The organism is Caldicoprobacter algeriensis, assembly GCF_023838525.1.
GTDB lineage: Bacteria > Bacillota > Clostridia > Caldicoprobacterales > Caldicoprobacteraceae > Caldicoprobacter > Caldicoprobacter algeriensis.
On sequence record NZ_JAHUQD010000001.1, the window covers coordinates 104,561 to 119,991 of the forward strand.

General features: G+C 46.9%; 17 protein-coding genes. 4 read left to right on the forward strand and 13 right to left on the reverse strand.

Annotated features, from left to right (window positions below):
* Positions 1-144 precede the first annotated feature (144 nt).
* From KVG29_RS00550 to KVG29_RS00600, 11 genes are all read right to left on the reverse strand, one after another.
* Positions 145-1,887 (reverse strand): NADH-dependent [FeFe] hydrogenase, group A6, encoded by a 1,743-nt coding sequence (locus KVG29_RS00550; protein WP_252225681.1) that lies wholly within the window; start codon positions 1,885-1,887, stop codon positions 145-147.
* 31 nt (positions 1,888-1,918) lie between these two features.
* Positions 1,919-3,715, reverse strand: a complete 1,797-nt coding sequence (gene nuoF, locus KVG29_RS00555) for an NADH-quinone oxidoreductase subunit NuoF (protein ID WP_252225682.1) — start codon at positions 3,713-3,715, stop codon at positions 1,919-1,921.
* A 24-nt stretch (positions 3,716-3,739) separates the two neighbouring features.
* Positions 3,740-4,111, reverse strand: coding sequence for a (2Fe-2S) ferredoxin domain-containing protein (locus KVG29_RS00560; protein WP_252225683.1), 372 nt, complete (start codon positions 4,109-4,111; stop codon positions 3,740-3,742).
* The gene (locus KVG29_RS00565) at positions 4,108-4,662 is read right to left on the reverse strand and encodes an ATP-binding protein (protein WP_252225684.1); all 555 of its coding nucleotides are present in this window, start codon (positions 4,660-4,662) and stop codon (positions 4,108-4,110) included. Before KVG29_RS00565 ends, KVG29_RS00560 begins: the two co-directional genes overlap by 4 nt.
* A 3-nt stretch (positions 4,663-4,665) precedes the next feature.
* Entirely contained in the window at positions 4,666-5,154 is a 489-nt protein-coding gene (gene nuoE, locus KVG29_RS00570) for an NADH-quinone oxidoreductase subunit NuoE (RefSeq protein ID WP_252225685.1), read from the reverse strand.
* A 293-nt stretch (positions 5,155-5,447) separates the two neighbouring features.
* Positions 5,448-6,152, reverse strand: coding sequence for a PHP domain-containing protein (locus tag KVG29_RS00575; RefSeq protein ID WP_252225686.1), 705 nt, complete (start codon positions 6,150-6,152; stop codon positions 5,448-5,450).
* A 272-nt stretch (positions 6,153-6,424) separates the two neighbouring features.
* On the reverse strand, positions 6,425-6,781 hold the full coding sequence (locus KVG29_RS00580; RefSeq protein ID WP_252225687.1) for a DRTGG domain-containing protein: 357 nt from the start codon (positions 6,779-6,781) through the stop codon (positions 6,425-6,427).
* Between the two features lie 6 nt (positions 6,782-6,787).
* Complete coding sequence (locus KVG29_RS00585) at positions 6,788-8,119, reverse strand: [Fe-Fe] hydrogenase large subunit C-terminal domain-containing protein (RefSeq protein ID WP_338084602.1); 1,332 nt, start codon at positions 8,117-8,119, stop codon at positions 6,788-6,790.
* Positions 8,119-8,559 (reverse strand): ATP-binding protein, encoded by a 441-nt coding sequence (locus KVG29_RS00590; RefSeq protein WP_252225688.1) that lies wholly within the window; start codon positions 8,557-8,559, stop codon positions 8,119-8,121. Before KVG29_RS00590 ends, KVG29_RS00585 begins: the two co-directional genes overlap by 1 nt.
* Positions 8,560-8,913, reverse strand: coding sequence for a DRTGG domain-containing protein (locus KVG29_RS00595; protein ID WP_252225689.1), 354 nt, complete (start codon positions 8,911-8,913; stop codon positions 8,560-8,562).
* Between the two features lie 15 nt (positions 8,914-8,928).
* The gene (locus KVG29_RS00600; RefSeq protein ID WP_252225690.1) at positions 8,929-9,852 is read right to left on the reverse strand and encodes an SPOR domain-containing protein; all 924 of its coding nucleotides are present in this window, start codon (positions 9,850-9,852) and stop codon (positions 8,929-8,931) included.
* A 125-nt stretch (positions 9,853-9,977) separates the two neighbouring features.
* Between KVG29_RS00600 and KVG29_RS00605 the strand changes: the two genes are divergently transcribed.
* A complete protein-coding gene (locus KVG29_RS00605) occupies positions 9,978-10,733 on the forward strand; it encodes a DUF6062 family protein (protein ID WP_252225691.1) in 756 nt (251 codons plus the stop codon).
* A 25-nt stretch (positions 10,734-10,758) separates the two neighbouring features.
* On the opposite strand, the gene KVG29_RS00610 is transcribed toward KVG29_RS00605, so the two are convergent.
* Positions 10,759-11,211 carry a deoxycytidylate deaminase gene (locus KVG29_RS00610; protein WP_338084603.1) on the reverse strand — a complete coding sequence of 151 codons (453 nt, stop codon included), beginning with the start codon at positions 11,209-11,211 and terminating at the stop codon, positions 10,759-10,761.
* A 396-nt stretch (positions 11,212-11,607) separates the two neighbouring features.
* Between KVG29_RS00610 and groES the strand changes: the two genes are divergently transcribed.
* A complete protein-coding gene (gene groES / locus KVG29_RS00615; RefSeq protein WP_252225692.1) occupies positions 11,608-11,892 on the forward strand; it encodes a co-chaperone GroES in 285 nt (94 codons plus the stop codon).
* A 29-nt stretch (positions 11,893-11,921) separates the two neighbouring features.
* Positions 11,922-13,538, forward strand: a complete 1,617-nt coding sequence (groL, locus tag KVG29_RS00620) for a chaperonin GroEL (protein ID WP_252225693.1) — start codon at positions 11,922-11,924, stop codon at positions 13,536-13,538.
* Between the two features lie 43 nt (positions 13,539-13,581).
* On the opposite strand, the gene KVG29_RS00625 is transcribed toward groL, so the two are convergent.
* Positions 13,582-14,097 carry a DivIVA domain-containing protein gene (locus KVG29_RS00625; protein WP_252225694.1) on the reverse strand — a complete coding sequence of 172 codons (516 nt, stop codon included), beginning with the start codon at positions 14,095-14,097 and terminating at the stop codon, positions 13,582-13,584.
* Between the two features lie 267 nt (positions 14,098-14,364).
* Between KVG29_RS00625 and KVG29_RS00630 the strand changes: the two genes are divergently transcribed.
* Positions 14,365-15,360, forward strand: a complete 996-nt coding sequence (locus KVG29_RS00630; protein ID WP_252225695.1) for an aldo/keto reductase — start codon at positions 14,365-14,367, stop codon at positions 15,358-15,360.
* The last annotated feature ends 71 nt before the right edge of the window (positions 15,361-15,431 follow it).

Genomic DNA, 15,431 nt, shown 5'->3' on the forward strand with positions numbered 1-15,431 from the left:
ATACAAAAAATTGTGTCGTTTAAGCTATACTCAATCCCAAAATTTGTATATATTGCACAAAAGCCTGCTTTATATTGAAAAAGGAGCCCCTGCCATAGATCTAGTAGGGGCTCCTTTACTGGCTCAGTCCGTTTTATTAGATTATTATAAATACTTCTTTCTCGGCACATAGTGGGTATGCAACAGCTGGTGGGCTTTATGGCTATTGGGCTGGCCTAGATACTCCTCATACAACCTCTTAACCGATGGATTTTCATGTGACCTCCTGAGCGGCAGATTCCTGTCTTCCTGATAGATGGCAGCCGCCCTTACCTGCCTGGGATCCACATCCATCCTGTCCTTGGCCTTGACTATTGGCTGACCGCCTCCGTTGACGCATCCACCAGGGCATCCCATTATTTCGATAAAGTGATATTCCTTCTCACCAGATTTTACCTTTTCAAGAAGCGCTTTTGCGTTGGCAGTGCCATGGGCTACCGCTGCTTTTATGGTCATATCTCTCAAAGAAATCTCCGCTTCTTTTACCCCTTCCAGCCCTCGTACTTCCGTTATTTCGATGTTGTCCAACGGCTTGCCGGTTACAATCTCAGCCACCGTCCTTAAGGCCGCCTCCATCACGCCACCGGTTGCACCAAATATGACGCCGGCACCGGTGGAATCGCCAAAGAAGGGATCATACTCCTCATCCGGGAGATTTACAAAATCTATGCCTGCCTGTTTGATCATCCGTGCCAGCTCTCTGGTGGTCAGCACAACATCGACATCGGGATAACCTGTAGCGCTGAGCTCGGGACGCGTGGCTTCAAACTTCTTGGCGGTACACGGCATCACCGAAACCACAAATATCTTCGAAGGATCAATGCCGTTCTTCTCGGCGTAATAGGACTTGATCAAAGCACCCACCATTTCATGAGGGGATTTGCAGGTTGACAGATTATCCAGAAACTCTGGGAAATAGTGCTCGCAGTATTTGACCCAACCTGGGCTGCAGGAAGTGATCAAAGGAAGCCTGCCGCCGTTTTTGATCCTATTGAGCAGCTCGGTCCCCTCTTCCATTATAGTCAGGTCGGCTCCAAAATCGGTATCAAACACTTTATCGAATCCCAATCGCCTGAGTGCCGCTACCATTTTACCCTTTACGATGGTGCCCATCTCCATGCCAAACTCTTCGCCCAGGGCCACGCGCACCGCCGGTGCCGTCTGTACCACCACAAATAGGTCGGGGTTGTTGAGCGCATCCCACACCCTCTCGGTGTCATCCTTTTCCCTGAGAGCACCGACGGGACAAGCTTCAATACACTGACCGCAATATATACAGGGCACATCCCTGAGGCTCATGCCAAATACCGGCGAGATGATTGTGTCGAAGCCTCTCTCGCTTACCCCGATTACGCCTATGCCCTGCACATTTCGACACACCGATACGCAGCGGCGGCACAATATGCACTTGTTGGGGTCCCGCACTATTGAAGGCGAAAAATCATCCAAGGGATAATTGATGCGCTCTCCCTCAAATCGTATCTCATTGACGCCCAGCTTTTGCGCCAGCTCCTGAAGCTCACAGTTCTGGTTGCGCACGCATGTTAAACAGTTCCGGTCATGATTGGATAAAATGAGCTCCAGGTTCACCCTTCTGGCTTCGCGGACAGCTGGCGTGTTCGTTCTTATCTCCATCCCATCAGATACGGGATAGACACAGGCGGCCTGTAGGGCCCTGGCTCCCTTCACTTCTACAACGCACATCCTGCACGCTCCGATTTCATTTATCCCCTTCAAATAACACAAGGTGGGTATATCTATATTGGCAAGACGGGCAGCTTCCAGGACAGTGCTCCCTTCTGGAACCTCCACCTGGATACCGTCTATAGTAACTTTGACCATTCCCATGACTCTCACTCCCTTTCTCCTCAAAATGCGCTTACTGCTTTTTCACAGCATTAAACGGACATTTCTCAATACATACGCCGCACTTGATGCATTTATCCGGATTTATGCTGTGAGGCTTCTTACGCTCACCGGATATAGCGCCCACCGGACAGTTCCTAGCACACAGACCGCAGCCTTTGCACAGCTCGGGAATAATGACGTAACGCAACAGCGCCTGACAAACGCCTGCTGGACAGCGCTTCTCCTTTATATGGGCTTCATACTCGTCCCTGAAATAGCGTATGGTGCTGAGCACCGGGTTGGGCGCCGTTTGCCCCAGGCCGCACAGAGCAGCAGCTTTGATGTTCTTTGCAAGAAGCTCCAGCTTTTCTATATCCCCCTCCTGCCCTTTACCGCTGACTATCCTGTCCAGTATTTCCAGCATGCGCTTGGTACCGATACGGCAGGGCGGGCACTTTCCACACGACTCACTCACTGTAAAATCGAGGAAGAACCTGGCGATATCAACCATACAGGTATCCTCATCCATTATGATAAGGCCGCCCGAACCCATCATGGAACCGATTTGAACGAGCGATTCATAATCGATGGGCGTATCCAGGTGCTCTGCCGGTATACAACCGCCAGATGGGCCACCCGTTTGAGCCGCTTTAAACTTCTTGCCTCCGGGAATTCCTCCGCCGATATCATATACGATTTCGCGGAGGGTTGTCCCCATGGGCACCTCCACCAGCCCGGTATTGTTGATCTTCCCGCCCAGTGCGAATACCTTGGTTCCCTTGCTCCTTTCCGTCCCAATAGAGCTAAACCACTCGGGCCCCTTCAGGATGATAGGCGGAATGTTGGCATAAGTTTCGACGTTGTTAAGAAGGGTAGGCTTGGAGAATACACCTTTGACTGCTGGGAAAGGTGGCCTGGGCCTGGGTTCGCCTCTTTTCCCTTCGATGGAAGCCATAAGAGCTGTCTCTTCACCGCACACAAATGCACCTGCTCCCAAACGCAGCTCTATGTCGAAATTGAAACCGGTTCCGAAGATATCTTTGCCAAGCAAGCCGTATTCCCTAGCCTGAGCTATGGCTATGGCCAGCCGTTTAACGGCTATTGGATATTCCGCACGGACGTAAATATACCCCTGATCAGCTCCTACTGCATATCCCGCAATGGCCATGGCTTCGATGACGCTGTGCGGGTCGCCCTCGAGGATGCTTCGATCCATGAAAGCACCGGGGTCACCTTCGTCAGCGTTGCAGCAGACATACTTCTTATCCCCTGGCGCTTTTCGCGTAAACTCCCATTTGAGCCCCGTCGGGAATCCAGCACCGCCTCTTCCTCTCAAGCCCGATGCCTTGACGGTCTCTATTACCTGTTCGGGCGTCATCTCGGTAAGCACCTTGCCCAGGGCTTTATAACCGTCCAGAGCAATGTACTCCTCTATATTTTCTGGGTCAATGACGCCGCAGTTCCTCAGGGCTATCCTCATCTGCTTTTTATAAAATCCAACTTCGTCTAGCGATTTGATGGTCTGATCCTGGGCTACGCTGTCGTGATACAAAAGCCGCTTTACAATTCTTCCCTTTACCAGGTGCTCTTCAACGATTTCAGGCACGTCCTCAACCTTGACACGGCTGTAAAAGGCACCCTCGGGATAGACAATTACAACAGGGCCCACCTCGCATAAGCCAAAACACCCTGTTCTTACCACCTTGACCTCGTTCTTTATGTTATGCTTTTCAAGCTCTTCATTGAATTTATCTATAATAGCTGGAGAACCCGATGATGTACATCCGGTCCCTCCACAGACCAGTACATGAGCGCGATACAGTTCCATGTTACCTACCTCCTCACAAACACATCATTGCTTGTCAGCAGCGCCGATGGTGAACTCAGTTACCGGCCTACCATTTACAATGTGCTCGGCCACGATCCGCCTTACCTTTTCAGGCGTGAGCTTAACGTAAGTTACCTTCTCTTCACCCGGCCTGTAAACCTCCGCCATAGGCTCAAGACGGCATACGCCTATACAACCCGTTTGAGTCACTATAACATCCTGAAGATTACGCTTTTTTACCTCTTCTAGAAACGCCAAAAGCACCGGCCTTGCACCCGCAGCAATCCCACAGGTTCCCATTCCAACCACTACCCTCGTGCCGTTTCTTTCTTTTCTTAAATTAACGGACTCCAAAGCCCGTTGCCTTATCTCCTCTAACTCTTTCAAAGACTTCATACTCCTCCACCTCCGCTTATTTCATCAATGCCTTCCCTTATATATTCCCTAATCCACTCCACCACTTCGGGATGGTCGATGCGCAAATCGCCTATCCTCTGCCGGACCTCCCTGGAGTCAAAACGCAGCCTCCCCACAGGAGTAATATGGGTATATACAAAATCTATTGATGGATTGCAGGCCACCAGTGCTGCCACAGTCTCATCAATTTTGCCTACAGGTGGCCGGTCAATATGATTATATTTGAATTCCACCTTCACCTCGGTGCCTTTGCCGGGCTGCGAAAAGATGTAAACCCCTCCCCCGCAGGCCTGAGCGGCTGCCTCCACAAGCGCCAACCCCAAGCCCACCTTTCGCGTTGTCCGTGTGGTATAAAAAGGATCTGTGACCTTTTTAACCGTTTGCGAGTCCATCCCCTGGCCGTTATCCTTGATGCTCAAGATGAGCTTGTCATTTTGTACATCCTCGATTACCGATACTTCGATAAGGGTGGCTGCAGCAGCAATGGAGTTTTGCACTAAGTCCAGTATATAAAGCGAGATATCTTCCATCCATTATTCATCCCTGTATTTTGCAATTATCCCTTCTACATCCTCTGGCTTAAGCCTACCGTATACATGGTCATTTATCATCATAACCGGAGCCAATCCGCAGGCCCCCAGGCACCGCGTGGCTTCCAAAGTGAACTTGCCATCGTCGGTGGTATCCCCTACCTTAATATTGAGAATTTCCTGCAGCTTGTCCAGCACCTTTTGTGAACCTTTTACATAGCAAGCCGTCCCCAGGCAAACGCCGATTTTATACTTTCCCTTTGGCTTTAACGTAAACTGGGCATAAAAAGTAGCCACCCCATAAATGTCGGTTATCGGAATGTTTAATTCCTCGGCTATATAGTTTTGTACATCCAAGGACAAGCAGCCAAATATCTCCTGGGCCTTCTGCAATATAGGCATAAGCGGCCCTTCCTTGCCCTTGTATTCCTCAATTACCTTCTTAAATTCTTCAAACTTTTCTTTATTTTCTGTCAAAACAGATACCGCCATGGTTATTTCCCTCCCCTGTTACTTTATGTATGTTAAAATCCACTCAGCCGAAAATCCTTGGCTATGTTATGTATACTTTGGTTGATTTGCTTCAATATTTGCCCTATTAATAAACTGCGATTTTTTCTATAATAAAATAATTAAAATTTATCGCAATTTATATATTAAACAGCACCTTCCCAATTATCGATGCTGTTCAACAAGAGTTATTATCTCATATAATCGTATCATAATCAAGAGTATTTGCTATTATTTTAACGAATTTTGTTACAAATTTTTTTGTTATAATTCTGTTAAATAACAGTCAAACCTTTTAACCACTGTATAATAGCAGCTAATGAGACATCATATACGTCAATTAACATTTCTCTTTCCAGTATTTGACCCAATTGATGGGCATCCGAGGAATAGATATGTTTAAATCCTTGAGAATATATTGTGTAATTCGTGTCAATCTTTGAAAATTCTAAGACGCTGAAAGCCAAGTTTTTGGGGATGAATCCAAGCTGAGAAATGATGCTGTAAGAAGGGCGATTGACGTGAGCCGGTACCACAACCCCGCCTCTTTGCAGGACCAGCTGTACTACCTCCTCGACAGACAGGTCAAGCGAAGAGAGCAGCAAGTCCTCCCTCTTTCCTATGATTTGATCATTCTCATCCATTATATACTGGTTGCCGAAAATATGTGGGACATTTGGCACTTGAGGCATGAAATTACGGATATATGCATCAAAGTCAAGCAGACATTTTATATCTTCAAAATAGCACAGCAAATGGACATCCTCTCTTGTCTGTACTTCCATGCCGGGCAACACCAAAATCCGGCCGCCGGCAATCTTCATGACGGCTTCAACGTTGTCACAGCTATTGTGGTCAGTTATGGCTATGGCATCAAGCCCCTTTAGAATAGCCATATTTACTATATTGTTTGGCGTCATATCATCATCGGCACAGGGAGACAGCGCCGAATGTATATGAAGGTCTACTGCTATTTTCATGAAAAGTCTCTCCTCAACAGTATTGAAAGGCAGCTATACACGCAAGGGGCTACCTCTGACCTTCGATTCAGTGACACCACATCGCACAACCGGTATAGCACACCCACAGACCGCGCCCTTTGTCTACTTGAGATACCGAACACGCTATTTTACAGATATTTACAGCCTCATCCAACGAATTACAATAAGATCATCAAAACACAGCAACTCCCCAAAGTTATCTATACCAAACCTCATGGTTTACATGGTATTTTTGTATCATAATCCAAAAATCAATCTACAACCTTACAGACAGGCGCAATACCCATTTGATACAGTTTTCCCGCCAACTCAAAAGCCGTCAAATGAGATGAAAGCATTATTACCCCTTCCTCTTCAGCCTTGTCCAAAACTTTGCGTTCCACCTCTATGCCTTCGGGGATTATAATACAGGCCATCTCAACCAATGCAGCCACAGCCACTACGTTCATGTGCGTCTGCACGGTAATCCATGCCATTCCCTTTTCCCCTTTTGCCATTACCCTGCTCAAAAGGTCGCAGCAATAGCCGCTGCACACCTCCCGTTCCAAAAAACTCTCTCCAGCCAGCACCTTAAGGGATAAAGCCTCTACCATTTGCGATACCTTCATCGCCGTTCACTCCTGCCCTTCTGTTTCTTTTCTTCCCCCTGGAATCTTTTCAGAAAGCTCTATCATCTCCTGCGCAAGCTGTTTTACCTTTTCCCTCAATTTAAAGACGCAATCCATCTCAGAAGCATAACCCCTTACTATATCCTCGGCCAGCGTTCGACAGCTGGGTGACCCGCAGGAACCGCAGTCAAGCCCCGGCAGGCTTTCGTATATACTCTCTATGGTCTCCATCTTTTTCATGGCCTCCACTATATCGTCATCCAGCTTCATAACGGGTTTGGGCAGTATCTTCTCATCAAGCCGCCACTGTATCTTTTGCGCAACCTCACGCAGCTCATCTTCTGATACCGGCCTACCTCTTGCCTTTTCGGACAGCTTCCTTATACGGTTTTTTGCTACAAACCCGTTTTCAACGGTAAGCGGGCCGCCCACACAGCCACCGGGACAAGCTAGACCTTCAAAATATTCCAGGTCAGTCAGCTTCTCATCCTCTATCTCTTCCAACACCCGTATGACGTTCTGTATGCCGTCAACCGCCAGGTAACTATCAATTCCCAATGAGAGGCATGCTCCCCCGGAATTGGCCCATCCCACTCCAAAGGGCGATGCCATCTGCGCAACATCTTCCTCTTTCAGGTTGCTTATTTGACTGTAGAGTGGGCCGTATATCTCCTGGATGGAAATGGCACCATCCACCGAGGATTCCTTCCTGCCCACCGGATTCCGTATGCTGGTCATCTTGGCAGCACAGGGGGTAATGAAAAATACCCCCACCTCTTCGGACTTTACGCCGTACCTTTCACAAAATTCGTTCCTGGCAAGCTGCGCGGCAATTTCCATGGGCGAATCAACATTCACTATATTATCTATCAGCTCAGGAAAGCGCACCTGAATGAGCCTGACAATGGCCGGGCAGGCTGAGGATATGATAGGCCTTTTGCGATTTGGGTCCTTAAGCGCCTCTTTGACAAAAGCGGTCACGTAATCCGCTCCTCTGGCAACCTCATATACGTAATCGAAGCCAAGTTTTTTGAGGCCCGTCAGAATTACCTTTATATCGTCTACATTCTTGAACTGCCCGTACAGAGTTGGAGCCGGCAGCGCTATGCGATAGCGAAACCTCTCTATGGAAGACAAGGGATCTGTAACGGCCACCTTTGCATGATAGGGGCATACTCTTATACACTCTCCGCAGTCTATACACCTCTCTGCAATTATCCTGGCCTTGCCGTCCCTCACCCTTATGGCCTCGGTAGGACACCTTTTTATACAATTGGTACATCCCCTACACTTGTCCTTCCTCAAAGTAACCGAATGGTAATATTCCTTCAATTTCATCACCTTGCTTTTATGTCAAAATATATCTCCAGCAGGGTTCCCTCTCCCACCTTAGACTGAATATTCAAACGATCAGCGTTACGTTTAATATTGGGAAGCCCCATCCCTGCACCAAACCCCAGCTCCCTTGCTATTTCAGGAGCTGTAGAGTACCCTTCCTGCATGGCCAAATCTATATCAGGAATGCCAGGGCCTTTATCTTCGGCCGTCACGATAATGGACTGAGGAGTTACTTTCAACTTCAGTTCTCCGCCGATTGAGTGTATTATCAAATTCATCTCGGCCTCATAAGCTGCTATGGTAACCCGCCGCACCAGGGTGGAATCAATCCCCAACTGCTTTAATGTTTTCTTTATTTGGCTGGAAGCCTCTCCTGCTGAAGCAAAATCACCGGCTTTAATATGAAACACCTGTTCAATGGAATAATAGCCGCCCGCCATTTATGACTCCCTCGTACAGCCTGGTAATCCCGCACTGTAGAGCCTTCCGCATGCCTCATACATGGTGTATTCGGTTGTAAGCACGGCAATGCCCATCTTTCTGGCCATATCGACCACTTCATCAGCAGGCCTTCGCCCACCAACAAACACTATGGCGGTAACCTCCAGGATTTCAGCCATTTTAATGACGTGAGCATTGGTAAGGCCAGTGAGCAACACCGTTTGATTTTTTACATAGGATAATATATCGCTCATAAGATCTGATGCGCAGGCCGAAAACACTTCTCTGTCCAGCAATTCTTGGCCTGTTAAGAGGCTGGCATTCAGCAAATCGCGTATCTCTTCTATTTTCAAATTATTAGCTCCCCCTTACTTACCGGTTATGCTATCTATATACTGCTTGTACCTGTAAACCATATCAATATAAGTATACTTTATTTTTGACGAAATTGCTACCCTGTCCAAAACATTTCCAGCAAATATTCCGTTTAGGCTTTCGATGCCCTTTTGATAAAGTTCCTGAAGTCCAGCCAGTATATGGTTGCTTTCCTGCGTAGCTGAATACGCTTTAAGCTGTTCAAGGGTAGAGTTAAACGCACCAATCGTCGCTTCAATGCCCTTTTTGGCATCCTCTACCGATATGGCCGAAGTATCAAGGTTTTTCACCATGTCTTCCAGGGCCTTGGTTTTATCAATCCACATCGAAAAAGCCGATTTAACGCTGCTCACTTTATCCGCAGAGGCAGTTATCTCCATGTTCACACCGGGTACCAAAATGGAATATATCTGGCTTTCTATTCCTTCTTTTTCCAGCTGTTGCTTTACTTTTTGAGCATCAGCTTGGGAAGCATAACCCATGGCCAAAAGACGAAAATACTTGTCATTTAAAATGTACCCTGCTCCTCCTTTTGCCTGAAGTTCTCTGGCAGCCACTTCGGCATTTTCTTTGCTTGTAAAAGCGCCCAGCTGTATGGCATACAGATTAAATGGAGCTATGTCGAGCTGTTCCGTCACCTTCTGGCTCGAGCTAGAACCTCCATTCGGGCTTTCATCCGGGGATTCGGCGGCTTTATCAGGGACGGTAAGCTGGGTATCAGTTACCCGAACAGAAGCATCGTCTTCACCCTGGTTAGTGTTGGCGAAGCTGCCCAGGAAGGATGTGACTATCCGGCTTATAAAATTGCCGGCCGCACTGGCAGAGCCTATATATACAGCCAAAAACAGTAAAAGGCCCAGAAGAAGTACTGAAGTATAACGCCGCCTGTTTTTCCTCTTTAACCGCGAGTAACGCATAAAGATTCCTCCTTTGATTTATAAACTGCTTAAGGTAAACTTCATACTTATATCTATGGCAGGTCCACTTGATTTATGATAAAATGATACCCAAGACGTGCAACTCTATTTAATGGAGGTTACCCATGAAGTACCATATTGATACCATTCCTGTATGGGATGCCTACCACCAGGGAGGAGAGTGTCCCCTGTGCAACCTAGAGAACAGGCTGGAGAAAAGCTATGTAGATTCGTTCCTGGGAGCCTCGGTGATGGAACCAGACACCCGGATAGAGGTCAACAAAACTGGGTTTTGCCCCCACCACTTCAAATTGCTGTATGATGCTCAAAATCGTTTAGGCCTGGCTTTAATGACTCATACCCATCTCAAAGAGTTTATGGAGAAATTCGAGCAACGCTGCAATGCGGTTTTAAAGACAAGCAAAGCCAGAAGCGCTTTTGCATTAAGCAGTATAATTCGAGGAAAAAAAGACATGCAGCAGCTCACAGCCGAATTGGAAGAATGGCTTACAGTGCAACATCATCAATGCATAATCTGTAACCGGATGTCAAATACCATGAACCGCTATGCCTACACCATTCTCTATCTGTGGGATACGGATAAGGAATTCAAAAAAGCTTTTGAATCTTCAAAAGGTTTTTGCCTTAAACACCTGACATTGACCATAAAAATAGCCAGAGAGACGCTACCAGCACACAAGCAAGCTCTCTGGCTGGCCGATGTAATCCCGCTACAGATTAAATCTTTTCATAACCTGGAACAGGAACTGTATCAATTTATAAACAAATTTGACTATCGCAATCAGAACAAACCACTGGGAAGCGCAAAGAATTCTCTTCCCCGCACCATACAGAAGCTCACGGGAAAATTTATGGATTAAGATGGATGGCTTATAAATAGAATACCTACTCTTCCTCGTACTTCTCTAGGCTTACCCCAACCGCAGTCAGTATATGCGTCGCCAGCTCGTCAGGATAAGGGTATTTGTACACCACCCTCTTTATGCCGCTGTTGATAATGAGCTTGGCGCATATGACACAGGGTTGGTGGGTGCAGTACATGGTGGCCCCGTCAATCGATATCCCCATCTTGGCTGCCTGAGCAATGGCGTTTTGTTCGGCGTGGACCGCATAGCAGTACTCCTGATGGGTGCCGGAAGGTATGTTTGCCTTTCTCCTCAGACACTCTCCCCTCTCAACGCAGCTGGTATAGCCCGACGGGGCACCGTTGTAGCCTGTGGTCAAGATACGCTTATTCTTGACGATGACTGCGCCTATCTTCCTGTTGGGCTGATAGCAGCTGGACCAGTTGGCAATAAGCTCTGCCAATTCCATAAACCTCTTATCCCATTTATCCACAAGACCCCTCCTCGAACGCTTCTTAGAATATATTCTACTTATAACCACAGGGTATTGCAACTTTTTTAGAGTGATATCGCCCGTTTTTTGTCAAATTCTGCAGATAAACAGCAGGGGGTATGGTATTTGTATATACAAACTGTAATGCTTATGAAAAAGTTTAAAATCTATATCTATTTTTAGATATAGCAAGCAAAAAGATGATTTGTTATTTTATTTTTCAAAATCCAAATTATTTAGCCAAAATTCGTTTACAACAGTATTTGCCATCCCCCTGGCTTTTATATAAACTATTTACTGTGATTAGCACTCACCGAGGATGAGTGCTAATAGAGTAGAGTACAGATAAGGTACAGATAATTAACACAAAAACATAACTAAAAGGAGGGTAACGGCATGAAATTAAGACCATTGGGTGATAGGGTTGTAATCAAAGCGTTGGAAACCGAAGAAACCACAAAGGGTGGCATTGTGTTGCCCAGTTCTGCAAAAGAGAAACCTCAAATGGCAGAGGTCATCGCTGTAGGACCTGGTGGCATGGTCGACGGCAAAGAAGTCAAAATGGAGGTAAAGGTAGGCGACAAAGTCATTTACTCCAAATATGCTGGAACTGAAGTAAAGCTGGATGACGAAGAATACATCATCGTTCGTCAAAGCGATATACTCGCAGTAGTTGAATAAAAAACAAGAAAAAGGAGGAGGTAATACATATGGCCAAACAGCTTATATATGGCGAAGAAGCGAGAAGAGCAATAGAGCGCGGCGTTAACAAATTGGCCGATACTGTAAAGATAACCCTTGGCCCCAAAGGGCGCAACGTCGTACTGGAGAAAAAGTATGGTTCTCCGCAGATCGTTAACGATGGCGTAACCATCGCCAAGGAAATTGAGCTGGAAGATCCATACGAGAATATGGGCGCTCAGCTCGTCAGAGAGGTGGCCAGCAAAACCAACGATGTAGCCGGCGATGGTACCACCACAGCGACGGTGCTGGCACAAGCCATCATCCGTGAAGGCCTGAAGAACGTGGCAGCAGGAGCCAACCCCATGTTGTTAAAGAGGGGCATCCAGAGAGCTGTAGATGCAGCTGTTGAAGCGCTGAAGAAGCTCAGCAAACCCATTGAAAGTAAAGAGGCTATTGCTCAGGTAGCTTCCATTTCTGCTGGCGACGAGACAATAGGCCAGTTAATCGCCGATGCTATGGAGAAAGTAGGCAAAGATGGCGTCATCACTGTCGAAGAATCCAAATCGCTGGTGACCGAAGTTGAGACAGTAGAAGGAATGCAGTTTGACAGAGGATACATCTCCCCCTACATGGTAACCGATACTGAAAAGATGATCGCAGAGTTGGACGAACCATTGATCTTGATCACTGATAAAAAGATCAGCAATGTACAGGACCTGTTACCAATACTCGAACAAGTAGTACAGCACGGCAGAAAGCTACTGATCATCGCCGAGGACATTGAAGGTGAGGCATTGGCAACGCTGGTTGTCAACAAGCTGAGAGGTACTCTCATCAGCGTGGGTGTAAAGGCTCCTGGGTTTGGTGACAGGCGCAAAGCCATGCTGCAGGATATCGCTATCCTGACAGGCGGTACTGTGATTTCCGAGGAGGTAGGTCTCACTCTCAAAGAAGCCACCATTGACATGCTCGGTCGTGCCACTAAAGTAACTGTTGACAAAGAGAATACCACCATCGTGGGTGGCGCTGGCGATCCGAAAGAGATTAAGAACCGTATAGCCTCCATTAAAGCCCAGATTGAGGAGACCACCTCTGACTATGATAGAGAGAAACTACAAGAGCGCCTTGCTAAGCTGGCCGGCGGCGTAGCCGTGATTAAGGTTGGTGCCGCGACCGAGACCGAGATGAAGGAGAAGAAGCTGAGAATCGAAGACGCCCTCAATGCTACCAGAGCTGCTGTGGAAGAGGGTATCGTTCCTGGCGGTGGCGTAGCGCTCATTAAAGCCATAGAAGAAGTGGAAAAACTCCAGGCTGAAGGCGATGAACTAACAGGCATCAACATAGTGAAACGTGCCTTAGAAGAGCCGCTGCGCCAGATTGCCATCAACGCCGGTATGGAAGGCTCTGTGGTAGCCGAAAAAGTCAAATCCAGCAGCGACAAGTACTTTGGCTTTGACGCGTTGAGAGGCGAATATGGTGACATGGTAGCCAAGGGTATCATCGATCCCACCAAGGTTACCCGTTCGGCATTGCAGAATGCTGCTAGCGTAGCAGCTATGGTTCTCACCACTGAGAGCTTGGTGGCCGAAATACCCGAGAAAGAACCAGCAATGCCCGGTGGCAAGAATCCTGACATGTATTGATGAAAAAAGCGGTTGCTTGATAAAAAGCAACCGCTTTTTATTTTCATGATACGCTCAGCAGGCCAGAATCCTCATCTTCCCTTTCTTTAGCGCAGTCAATGCAGTCTCCTTCTGCAAAAATGGAATCGCTCAATTCTTTGGATTTGAGGTAATTGATCTCGGAATAAAAGTTTTCCATGAGAGTGCATACCATGTGTTCAAACTCCAATAGCTGACGCCGTATCTCCTTACACCTTGCTTTCCACTTATTCTTCTCCATCTCCAGCTGGTACATCTCGGCTGCAATTTTTTGACGTCCTTCTTCTATAATAGCCTGGGCTTTTTGTTCGGCCCGGACCAATGCTTTTGAAATATAAGCCTCCCTCTCAGAAAATTCCTCCAATTTCTTTTCCAGTTCCTTAATCTGCGACTTTATCCTATTGTTTTCCTCCACAAGCTCCAGCATCCGTTCCTTTTTCTTAGAAAGCTCTTCCTCATAATCTCTGCGCATATCAGAAAGATATTGTTCAACTTGGCGCCTGTTGTATCCCAGTATGGCAATGCTAAACGTCTTCTTCATTTGTTCTAACCCCCCTCATAAATAATATACAACAATTGTCCTGTAAATTTTGTAAATTTGTGGGGTCGAATGACATCTTTTTATATCGAGAATATCTGATCTATGAAAGACATTGCCACCATATCTGATCTATGAAAGACATTGCCACCACTGAAAGTATTAGGTTAATTTATCCCAGCCTAAAGGTTCCTTCAATAAAGGTATTGACTTAGAGTTAACTCCAGCATGTATATTCTAATTGTAAATAAAAAATAGGAGGTGTTACATATGGAAAAACGAAAACTTGGAAAAAGTGGCCTTGAAGTTTCAGCAATCGGACTGGGATGTATGCGGATGAGTTTTGGTCAGAATCCTCTTCCTGACAGGAAGGAGATGATTGCGCTCATTCGCAAGGCAGTAGAACTGGGTGTTACCTTCTTTGACACTGCTGAGGTCTATGGGCCATACACTAATGAGGAACTTGTAGGGGAGGCTCTGGAGCCGTTTAAGGGAGAGGTGGTGATTGCCACCAAATTTGGATTTGATCTATATCCTGACGGAAGACCTGGTTGGAGGGGACTCAACAGCCAACCACAGCACATCAAAAAAGCCGTAGAAGGTTCTCTCAAGCGGCTCAGGGTAGAGGCGATTGATCTTTACTACCAACACCGCGTGGATCCAAATGTGCCTATAGAAGAGGTGGCCGGAGCTGTAAAAGATCTCATTCAGGAAGGTAAAGTGAGGTACTTCGGGCTCTCAGAGGCGGGAGCCAATACCATTCGCCGTGCTCATGCTGTCTGTCCGGTGACTGCAGTGCAGAGTGAGTACTCTCTATGGTGGCGGAAGCCCGAAGAGGAGGTGCTCCCCACCTGTGAGGAACTGGGCATTGGCTTTGTGCCTTACAGTCCTCTTGGAAAGGGATTCCTCACTGGCACCATCGATGATAAGACTGAGTTTGATCCCTCAGATCTGCGCAGCCGTATTCCCCGCTTCAAGCCTGAGGCACTACGGGCAAATCTTGCTTTGGTCGAGTTTGTAAAGGATTTAGCGCACAGAAAACAATCAACACCTGCACAAATAGCTTTGGCTTGGCTCTTGGCGCAAAAACCTTGGATTGTTCCTATTCCTGGAACAACGAAGCTGGAGAGACTTAAGGAAAATGTAGGTGCTGTATCTATAACTCTTACTGAAGAAGAGTTAAGAGAGATAAATGAAGCACTTTCAAAAATTCCTATCCAGGGTGGACGATATCCGGAGGAGTTAGAAAAAATGACATATCGATAAATCCCCTAAAAGTAGGTAGCAATGTTGCTGCGTTATAGTGTTTTTTACTTCAAAGCATCCTAGCTGAGGAT

Bases quoted from the DNA above. Each gene is read 5' to 3' on its own strand.
- KVG29_RS00625 (WP_252225694.1), bottom strand. From the start codon at position 14,097: ATGAAGAAGACGTTTAGCATTGCCATACTGGGATACAACAGGCGCCAA.
- KVG29_RS00585 (WP_338084602.1), bottom strand. From the start codon at position 8,119: ATGAAATTGAAGGAATATTACCATTCGGTTACTTTGAGGAAGGACAAG.
- KVG29_RS00590 (WP_252225688.1), bottom strand. From the start codon at position 8,559: ATGGCGGGCGGCTATTATTCCATTGAACAGGTGTTTCATATTAAAGCC.
- KVG29_RS00630 (WP_252225695.1), top strand. From the start codon at position 14,365: ATGGAAAAACGAAAACTTGGAAAAAGTGGCCTTGAAGTTTCAGCAATC.
- KVG29_RS00600 (WP_252225690.1), bottom strand. From the start codon at position 9,852: ATGCGTTACTCGCGGTTAAAGAGGAAAAACAGGCGGCGTTATACTTCA.
- groES (WP_252225692.1), top strand. From the start codon at position 11,608: ATGAAATTAAGACCATTGGGTGATAGGGTTGTAATCAAAGCGTTGGAA.
- nuoE (WP_252225685.1), bottom strand. From the start codon at position 5,154: ATGGCGGTATCTGTTTTGACAGAAAATAAAGAAAAGTTTGAAGAATTT.
- KVG29_RS00605 (WP_252225691.1), top strand. From the start codon at position 9,978: ATGAAGTACCATATTGATACCATTCCTGTATGGGATGCCTACCACCAG.
- KVG29_RS00565 (WP_252225684.1), bottom strand. From the start codon at position 4,662: ATGGAAGATATCTCGCTTTATATACTGGACTTAGTGCAAAACTCCATT.
- nuoF (WP_252225682.1), bottom strand. From the start codon at position 3,715: ATGGAACTGTATCGCGCTCATGTACTGGTCTGTGGAGGGACCGGATGT.
- groL (WP_252225693.1), top strand. From the start codon at position 11,922: ATGGCCAAACAGCTTATATATGGCGAAGAAGCGAGAAGAGCAATAGAG.
- KVG29_RS00550 (WP_252225681.1), bottom strand. From the start codon at position 1,887: ATGGGAATGGTCAAAGTTACTATAGACGGTATCCAGGTGGAGGTTCCA.
- KVG29_RS00580 (WP_252225687.1), bottom strand. From the start codon at position 6,781: ATGAAGGTATCGCAAATGGTAGAGGCTTTATCCCTTAAGGTGCTGGCT.
- KVG29_RS00575 (WP_252225686.1), bottom strand. From the start codon at position 6,152: ATGAAAATAGCAGTAGACCTTCATATACATTCGGCGCTGTCTCCCTGT.
- KVG29_RS00560 (WP_252225683.1), bottom strand. From the start codon at position 4,111: ATGAAGTCTTTGAAAGAGTTAGAGGAGATAAGGCAACGGGCTTTGGAG.